The organism is Prevotella sp. MGM2, assembly GCF_002933955.1.
Classification (GTDB): Bacteria; Bacteroidota; Bacteroidia; order Bacteroidales; family Bacteroidaceae; genus Alloprevotella.
On the sequence record NZ_BEWW01000140.1, the window covers coordinates 1 to 8,946 of the forward strand.

The 8,946-nt window shown below is 37.8% G+C and carries 7 protein-coding genes; all 7 read left to right on the forward strand.

Translation table 11 applies throughout. The features are described from left to right. Positions 1–175 precede the first annotated feature (175 nt). Positions 176–1,417 (forward strand): hypothetical protein, encoded by a 1,242-nt coding sequence (locus tag C5S62_RS03215; RefSeq protein WP_104404027.1) that lies wholly within the window; start codon positions 176–178, stop codon positions 1,415–1,417. Between the two features lie 4 nt (positions 1,418–1,421). Further along, positions 1,422–2,540 carry a glycosyltransferase gene (locus C5S62_RS03220; RefSeq protein WP_133159476.1) on the forward strand — a complete coding sequence of 373 codons (1,119 nt, stop codon included), beginning with the start codon at positions 1,422–1,424 and terminating at the stop codon, positions 2,538–2,540. A gap of 19 nt (positions 2,541–2,559) precedes the next feature. Further along, positions 2,560–3,585, forward strand: a complete 1,026-nt coding sequence (locus C5S62_RS03225; protein WP_104404029.1) for a glycosyltransferase — start codon at positions 2,560–2,562, stop codon at positions 3,583–3,585. Between the two features lie 2 nt (positions 3,586–3,587). Beyond that, complete coding sequence (locus C5S62_RS03230; protein ID WP_133159477.1) at positions 3,588–4,958, forward strand: phenylacetate--CoA ligase family protein; 1,371 nt, start codon at positions 3,588–3,590, stop codon at positions 4,956–4,958. Then, positions 4,930–6,525, forward strand: coding sequence for an alginate lyase family protein (locus tag C5S62_RS03235; RefSeq protein WP_104404031.1), 1,596 nt, complete (start codon positions 4,930–4,932; stop codon positions 6,523–6,525). Before C5S62_RS03230 ends, C5S62_RS03235 begins: the two co-directional genes overlap by 29 nt. An 80-nt stretch (positions 6,526–6,605) precedes the next feature. Beyond that, positions 6,606–7,619, forward strand: coding sequence for a nucleotidyltransferase family protein (locus C5S62_RS03240; protein ID WP_104404032.1), 1,014 nt, complete (start codon positions 6,606–6,608; stop codon positions 7,617–7,619). A 13-nt stretch (positions 7,620–7,632) separates the two neighbouring features. Beyond that, positions 7,633–8,823: a glycosyltransferase family 4 protein gene (locus C5S62_RS03245; protein WP_104404033.1), complete on the forward strand. Its 1,191-nt coding sequence runs from the start codon at positions 7,633–7,635 to the stop codon at positions 8,821–8,823. Positions 8,824–8,946 lie beyond the last annotated feature (123 nt).

The window sequence follows — 8,946 nt, forward strand, 5'->3', positions numbered from 1 at the left end:
TCAATTCATCATTATGCAGGAACTTGGTTACCTTGGAATAAGCGTATGAAAAAGAGGGTACAAAAAATATTGGGTAAACGTATCACTTCTTGGTGTGTACGGTTAAAGAGTTTTTTTAGGTAATTAAAGGATTTCTTTTACTGTTATACCTAAAGTTTTTACTTATTCCTATGTTATGATAGTAGCACTCTTTGTCTATATTGTTCTCCTATTACTGATTGCTAAGAAGAAGCAGGAAAGGCATATCGCGTTTATAGTTTTTACCGGGTATTTGATATATATGTTTTTTACCCATCAATATGTGAAAAATCCATATTCCGATTATTTTATAGGCAGTGATCAAATCACTTTCTATGAATTGGGGGTTGATTTGTCTGTATTGCCCTTTGGTGAAATATTTGCCTATGCGCGAGATTCTTTCAGAACCAATGAATCGCCTTTAGGCTTTTCATGTATGGCGTATTTGATTAAATTCGCAAATTTACTTCATGTGTCCGATACTCTGTTTTTTATGAAAACAAATGTCGTTTTTTTAGGGACACTTGTGCATGTTTTTATTTATAAAATTTATGGTCAGATAGTACCGGTTGTAAATGAAAGAATAACAAAACGTATTTTGATTTTTGCTTTTCTTAGCCCGATATTTTTATTATCGTGTCAAATTATGCGTGATGTACATGTATGTTTGTTATATACAGTATTGGTGTATTTGGCTATGAAGAGAGAGCAAAAAGGACGTTTGCTCTTAATGTTTTTTTTAGTTATTGTAACTTACTATTTCAGAACAGAGAATGGATTGTTCGCCGTTGCATTTTTTGCCATACCGATGAGTCAGATGTATAAACAGGTAAGTGGAGGAGGCAAATTATTTATTTTTGCTTTGTCTTTATTGGTTCTTGTATCTATTTCGGGATTCATCCTCTCTACAATGGTTAATGTTATCGCTCGTTATACAATCCTTAGTGTGGATGTTGCCGATGCAGGCTCTTTGGGCGTAAAACTAAATGAACTGCCTGTACCCTTTAATTTTTTAGCCAAGACATTCTTTGCTCAGTTATTACCATTTCCTGTTTGGGCTTTATTCAAAGAAACTCATTCTTATAATCATTTGGTGGCTATTGACTGCCTCTTCCCTTTTTATTGGTTGCCTATTTTAATTGCCATATTTTGCAATTGGTTCAAGGAAAGAAAAAAATGGCCGATAAAGATTTCTCTATTATTCTATTTGAGTATTCTTTATTTGATTGTAGCATCAGCCAGTGAATTCAATACTCGGCGGTTAATGGTCGTTTATCCTTTTATCTTCTTGATTTATCAATGGTTAAGATATAATTATAAAGTTAAGGCTACATATTATGGTAAATATGTAGCCGTCGGCATTCTGCTTTTGCATGTTGCTTATATGGTAATTAAATAACATCTTGATAGATAGAATGAGAATAATAGAAATAATTCCTCAACTATCACAGGGAGGAGCTGAGCGTTTTGTGGTAGATCTTTGTAATGGTTTGGTTATGAAAGGTCATGAGGTTACTTTGATAGTGCTTCATTCCTTGGATAATGTTGGTTTTTTTGCGGAAGAAATAGATGAACGTGTAAGAGTTGTTCCTATGAATAAAAAGATGGGGATGGATTTTTGTTTGTTCTTCCGATTGTGGCGGCAAATAAGGATATCATCGCCGGATGTTGTACACACTCATTTACGCGGCATCGTTTATTCTGCTATAGCTTGGTTGTTGCCGTCTCGTGTGAAATTTATTCATACAGTGCATAGCGAGGCAAAAAAGGAAGCCGGTGAGATGTTGAGTCTTATGTTCCGGCGTTTGGCCTTTAAATGCCATCGTGTTATTCCTGTTACTATCTCTGAAGAGTCGGAAAAAAGCTTTCAACAACTTTATGGGCGTAAGGGGATTTTGATTCATAATGGTCGACCGGCTTATAAATTAATTCAAAATGAGGTAGATGAGGCTCAAGCTGAGATGGAGAGTATGGCAAGAGACAAAGATGCAATGCGTATTGTCAATATTGCGAGATTGGGAGAAGAAAAGAATCAATATGCTTTGGCTCAGGCAGTCAAACAATTAAATGAAGAGGGTTATCCGATAGAACTTTATATTATTGGCCGTAAAGATGGTACAGAGCAACAGCCGGGACCTATTTTTTCAGCTATACAGTCTTTGTTATGCCCACATATTCATTTTTTAGGAGCAAAAAGATATCCCCGTGCATATATGTATGTTTCAGACGCCTTTTGTCTTCCTTCTCTTTGGGAAGGCATGCCTATTACTGTCATTGAGGCTTTTTCAGTAGGTGCTGTTCCATTGGTAACTCCGGTTGGAGGTATGAAGAATATGGTACAGGATAATGTAAATGGTCTTGTGTCAAAAGGTTGTACAGTTGATGATATAAAGGCTTTGTTGATTCGTTTTATGGAGATGTCGGAGGATGATAAACAAGTAATGAGAGTAGCTTCTAAAAAAAATTATGCTGTTTACTCTATGGATAATAGTGTTGAAGAATATCTGAAAATAATGACTTGAATAGCATGCAGATTTTAATATGAAAAATAAAATATTGAATATAGGACCTTGCTTTTTTAAAAGCGACTCGTTGAGAACAGGAGGGGTCGTTGTGCTTTTTGAAGCTTGGTTACAATTTTGCCGAGAGCAAAATGTGCCTTTTGAAGTAATAGATACTAATAAAGATAATTATACATTCCGATTATTTTCTATAGTGGGCATAATTGCCCGTTTTGTTAGGAAAATATGGCGATGTGAAAAAATTTTCTTGCATGGAACGATTAATGATTATCTTATTTTAGCCCCTTTAATCGTTGGTATTGCGCGATTGTGTAATAAAAAAATATTTTTGCGCAAATTTGCCGGAAGTTTCGAAACATATTACAATCATTGTAATTGGTTTAAAAAGAAGATACTTTGTTATGTCTTGAAAAACAGTGACATGCTGTTTTGGGAAACCAAATCTTTAGTCGCTTTTGGATCAAGATTTAACACGTGCTCCTATTGGTTTCCTAATGTAAGAAAAAACAGTGCTATAGTGCGTGATTTACACAAACCTTATGCTAAAAGATTTGTTTTTCTTTCCAGAGTTCATAAGAATAAAGGAGTTGATGATTTAATAACTGTCTTTAAACGGTTAGGCGAAGAGTACCAGTTGGATTTTTATGGACCGCTTGAATCATCTTATACTCCGGATTATTTGGAAGGTTGTAATTATCATTATAGAGGATGTATAAAACCGTGCGATGTTACTTCTTTATTAAGTCATTATGATGTTCTTTTGTTACCGACAAAACATGATGCAGAAGGTTATCCGGGGATTTTATTGGAAGCTTTTTCGGTTGGTATTCCTTGTATTGCATCTCGTATTGGAGCGATTCCTGAGATTGTTGAAAATGAAAAGAACGGAATTTTAATAGAGAGTGGCAATGTAAAGGAATTGCTTGCTGCGATTTTATCATTCAATAATGATAAATACATGACATTCTCTTCAAATGCGTTCTCTGCTTTTGAACCGTTTGAGGCAGATAATGTGAATCATAGAATTTTACAACTAATAGGATAACTATGAAATATTTTACTATTTATCGGCATCTTCCTGTTTTCATTCAAAATATTCTTTGTTCTTGGTATGGATGTCGTTTGCAAAGACAACGATATGGTGGAAATTACAGAGCCATGTATAATGATTTAGAGCAAAGTGATAAATTTTCTGAAAAAGATATTCTTCATTATAAAGAACAGAAAATCTCATTCATACTAAAGTATGCCTATGAGCATATTCCTTTCTATAAAAAAAAATTTGACGAATTTGGAATTCACCCTAAAGATTTTAAAGAGTTGAACGATTTACGGAAGTTCCCTATTCTTACGAAAGAGGAAGTTCGTGAACATTGGCAGGAAATGCTTTCTGATGATAGAGGAAAAGATGATTTAATTCCCTATCACACCAGTGGGAGTACAGGAAAGCCTCTTCATTTTTATTGGACAAAGCAAAGTTTACGGCATTATTGGGCTACAGTTTGGCGGGGACGTAATAGATTTGGGATTCGGAAAGGAGATTTACATCTTAATTTTACAGGGAAATTAGTCGTGCCTTTAGAGCAAAAGAAACCTCCTTTTTGGCGTTACAATAGAAATTTGAATCAGTATATGTTGAATCAGCAACATCTGACAGAAGATAAGGTTTCACATATTGTTTCTTTTATTAATAATCAAAAATTTGTTTTTTTTGTAGGTTACCCAAGTATAATTTATACGTTAGCTCTTCTTGTTGAAAAAAATAACTTAAAAGTAACTACTGCACCTAAATATATTTTTACAAGTGCGGAAAAGGTTTATTCCAATCAGAGGGAGTTAATAGAGCGGATTTTCAAAGGAAGTAAAATTATAGAACACTATGGTTTTAGTGAGGAGGCCGGAGCCGCTTCTCAGTGTGAATGTGGTTGTTATCATGAAGATTTTGAAATGGGACATTTGGAAATAAAAGAAACTGGTATGACCAAGGGCACTTTATTGGCAACAGGTTTTCAAAATTTGGCAATGCCATTTATTCGTTATGAAATAGGTGATACTGCAATATTTTCAACCGATAAATGTCGTTGCGGACGTAATAGCTCTGTAATCAGAGATATAGAAGGGCGTGTGGAGGATTATATAATGACTCCGGAAGGAGGACGTATTACTCGTTTGGATTATATCTTGAAAGAGTCAAATAATATAATAGAATGCCAAATTGTACAACGTGAAGTAGGAAGTATCATTCTACGGATTGTTAGAAAGGATAGTTATAGTATAGAAGATGAACAAAAAATTTTGAAAATAATCTCACAACAGTTTAGTCCAAAGCTAAAAGTTGTTTTTGACTATGTTGCTAGAATAGAACGAACAAAAGCAGGTAAATTTAAATATGTTGTATCCGAATTGTCAAAAAAATAAAGTATTTCTTTTATTAAATACTTTAGTGTATTTGCAAGTACGACAGTTTTTTTATCAATTGAAGAATAGATTTTTTCAATCGGATTTTCATCTATATGAATTTCCAATTGTAAATAATACTCTTTCTTTTGAACAAAGTGTGAACAAAAGTAAAAGTTATGACGGAAAAGATAATATAACGTTTTTGAATATCCCTTCACGTTTTTCTTCTTGGAATGATACATCTAAAGGCATGTTATGGGCATATAATTTGAATTATATGGATTGGTTATGCCAAGAGGAAATGGATTTTAAAACAGGAGCAGTATGGATTGATAAATTTATTGACGAGTTGCCATTGAATAAAGTGGGGCTAGATCCTTATCCTATTGCTTTACGGGGAATAAATTGGATAAAATTCATTTGTTTGCATAAAGAACAAGTAGATGCAAAAAACCTTGAACGGTGGAATACCAGTCTTTATTCCCAATATCGTTTGTTGGAAAAGAAATTGGAATATCATCTTTTAGGAAATCATTTGCTGGAAGATGCCTTTTCTTTGTTTATCGGGGCATTATATTTTTCTGACAAACGTTTGTACAAAAAGGCAGTCCGGTTACTTTATCGTGAACTGGATGAGCAAATACTTCCGGATGGCGCACATTATGAGTTGTCTCCGATGTATCATTGTATTTTGCTTGAACGTTTGCTGGATTGTTATAACTTTTCAAGCCATAACCGTATTTTTCCGCAACAGGAAAAAACAGATGGCTTCTTGAAGGAGAAAGCCGTATTGATGCTCGGACATTTAGAAGAGGTGGTTTATTCTGATGGTTCTATACCATTGTTGAATGATGCGGCTTATGGCATAGCTCCGACAGCAAGCCAATTGTTTGCTTATGCAAGAAGACTGGATATTTCATGGGAGCCGGTTCTTATGAAAGAATGCGGTTATCGCAAAATGGCAAACGAACGCATGGAACTGATTTTGGATGTTGGCAATGTTATTTCGTCATATCAACCAGGACATAGTCATGCTGATGCTCTGAATTATGAGCTTAGGACAGATGGAAAACCTTTTATTATCGATACCGGAATTTCTACTTATGATAAAACAGAACGGAGGCAGTACGAACGTGGAACATCCGCTCATAATACAGTTGTTGTTGACGGCCATGATAGTGCTGAAGTTTGGGGTGGATTCCGTATGGCCCGTCGTGCTGAAGTTTCTATAGTTTCGGAAGAGATAAATCATGTAGTCGCCAAACATTCTGGGGTTGAAAAAGGATTAGGACATCATCGTTCTTTTAAACTACATTCTACCAATATGGAAATAACAGACGAAGTTCATATAGGTCATGAAGGAATCAGCTATATTCATTTTGCACCGGATGTCAGAATTTTGTCGTGTTCATGTAATGAAGTTGATACAGAACGAGGTCGTGTGATTATTGAAAATGCGAAGCAGGTTGAGATATTCGATGAAAGAATGTCTTGTCAATATAATACTTTTAACTCTATCAAGGTTGTGGCCATTCATTTTCAGGGTCGGATGAAGTATCGTGTTGAGATGAACAAGACTTGTTAATCTAAATGTCATGAACTGTGTTTTTTGAACTTTTACAGATTGCAGTAGGTCAGCGAACGTCATTTTCCCAATCTCCCTCAATGGAAGATTGGCAATGGATGTTTGAAGAAGCTAAACGGCAAACACTGTTTGGTGTTTGTTTTGAAGCCATAGAAATTTTGCCTGCAGAACAGCGTCCGTCGCGTGATTTGCTTTTGTCATGGTATGCCTTGACCGAACAACTCAGGTGTCTCAATAAAAAACTTAATATGCGTACAGTGCAAATCTGTTCATATTTAAGTGGGCAGCAGACTCATTCCATTGTGCTGAAAGGTCAAGGTATCGCATTGTATTATCCAAAGCCGTCATTGAGGGTTTGTGGTGATATCGACATTTGGGTAGACGCTAAAAGACAGCAGTTTTGTAATCTCGTGAAAGAACGATTTTCATGTGGTAAAATGGTTTATCACAATGTATCGTGTCATTTCTTTTCCGATGCCGAAGTAGAAGTTCACTTCACTCCCTCCTGGCTGTGCAATTACTTTCGCAACCGGCGCATGCAGCGTTATTTCAAGCGGGAATTTGAGCGGAGTAAGGAAAATTATGTGGATTTGCCGGAGGAAGCCGGACGGATATGTGTGCCGACATTGGCAATGAACCGTGTGTTTATTCTTCAACATATTTACAGACATCTTTTTGGCGACGGTATCGGTCTGCGGCAGATGATGGATTATTACTATGTGTTGCGGCAAGGCTTTACGGAGGAGGAACGCTTGGAAACGGTGAGGCAGTTACGCCGCTTGGGCATGATGAAATTTACGGCGGCTGCAATGTATGTCCTGAAAAAGGTTTTTGCCATGGAAGACAAATATCTGCTGGTCTCTCCCAATGAAGAAGAGGGCCGTTTCCTGCTTGAGGAAATCATGCGTGCGGGAAACTTCGGGAAATCTGATCCTCGTATCGTGCATCCTGAAAAGGAGAACAAGTTGCAGAGTTTCCTTCGCATAACACGACAGAATTTCCGGTTCATCGGTCATTATCGTGAGGAAGTTCTCTGGAATCCTCTTTATCGTGCCTGGCACTATCTGTGGCGTAAGTGGAACGGATATTTGTAGTACATTTATTTTTATGAGAATTTTAATTGTTTCTTTTTATTATACTCCCGAATTGGGGGCGGCGCCTTCGCGTATCACCAATATGGCTCGTGGATTGAAGGCTCAAGGTAATGACGTTGATGTTCTGACGTGTTTGCCCAACTATCCCAAGGGACGTATTATGGAAGGTTATCGGAGGTGCTTTTCCCGCAAGGAAGAGATGGAGGGTGTGCGGCTTTTCCGTTACTGGACTTATGCCACCGTTTCAAAAAATCCGTTGCGCCGCATTTTGTCCATGCTCAGTTTCTCCATTCTGCTTTGGAGTTTTTCTTGGAGAGTCCGCCGCATTCGCTCTTATGACCGTGTCATCATACAGTCTCCGCCCATCATGGTAGCCTGTTCGGCTATGGTGTTGTTCCGTAAGATTTTTCGGCGTAAGGTTGTGTTGAATGTCAGCGATTTGTGGCCGATGTCCGCAGTCGAGCTGGGCGCTGTGCGCGAGGGGAGCCTCTATCATCGTGCCTTATTGTGGATGGAGCGCTTTGTTTATCGCAATTCATCCGCTGTACAAGGGCAGAGTGAAACTATCGTGGAGCATATAAAGGCTTTTGAACCCGATAAACCTGCATTTGTTTACCGTAATCTGCAACATTCAGTCGCCGCACACTTTGAAGAGCGCTTCAAGGGGCAGCCGCTGAGAATAGTTTATGCCGGTTTGCTGGGAGTTGCCCAGGATTTGCTTTCCATCATAGAACATATAAATTTCAAGCAAATTGGGGCGGAACTGCATTTGTTTGGAGGAGGAAACCAAACGGAACAGATTGAACAATTCATTTCGAATCACGATACTGGTGTGAGCTATCATGGCTATCTGCCTAAGGAAAGGATGGTGGATGAATTGCAACGCTATGACGCGTCGATAGTGCCTTTGGCTGTGCAGATTAAAGGAGCCGTTCCCTCCAAAATATTTGATTTGTTACCCGTAGGTGTTCCCATTTTGCTTTGCGGTAGTGGCGAATCGTCCGATATCGTCCGTAACAACGGTTTCGGACTGGTTTCTTCTCCGGCTGATTATGATGCCTTGGCCGAGAATATACGGAAAATGGTGCGCATGTCTGCGGAGGAATATGGGCGGATACGGCAGAATTGCTGGTCGGCCTCCCGGGAGATGTTCAACTTCAATTGTCAGATGGATACTTATAATGCTTTTTTGAATCAGCTGTAATATCGAAAAATATAAAGAAGAATCTTATGCCCTATCACCTTCCCTTTATCCCCGACGGCATGAACGGTTTTGAGCGTAATGTGAAGCGCTTGGTCGACATGCTGATAGCTTTTTTGAGCCTTG

Excerpts from the sequence above, each read along its gene's own strand:
- C5S62_RS03230 (WP_133159477.1), top strand. The coding sequence starts at position 3,588 with ATGAAATATTTTACTATTTATCGGCATCTTCCTGTTTTCATTCAAAAT.
- C5S62_RS03215 (WP_104404027.1), top strand. The coding sequence starts at position 176 with ATGATAGTAGCACTCTTTGTCTATATTGTTCTCCTATTACTGATTGCT.
- C5S62_RS03225 (WP_104404029.1), top strand. The coding sequence starts at position 2,560 with ATGAAAAATAAAATATTGAATATAGGACCTTGCTTTTTTAAAAGCGAC.
- C5S62_RS03235 (WP_104404031.1), top strand. The coding sequence starts at position 4,930 with ATGTTGTATCCGAATTGTCAAAAAAATAAAGTATTTCTTTTATTAAAT.
- C5S62_RS03245 (WP_104404033.1), top strand. The coding sequence starts at position 7,633 with ATGAGAATTTTAATTGTTTCTTTTTATTATACTCCCGAATTGGGGGCG.
- C5S62_RS03240 (WP_104404032.1), top strand. The coding sequence starts at position 6,606 with ATGGAAGATTGGCAATGGATGTTTGAAGAAGCTAAACGGCAAACACTG.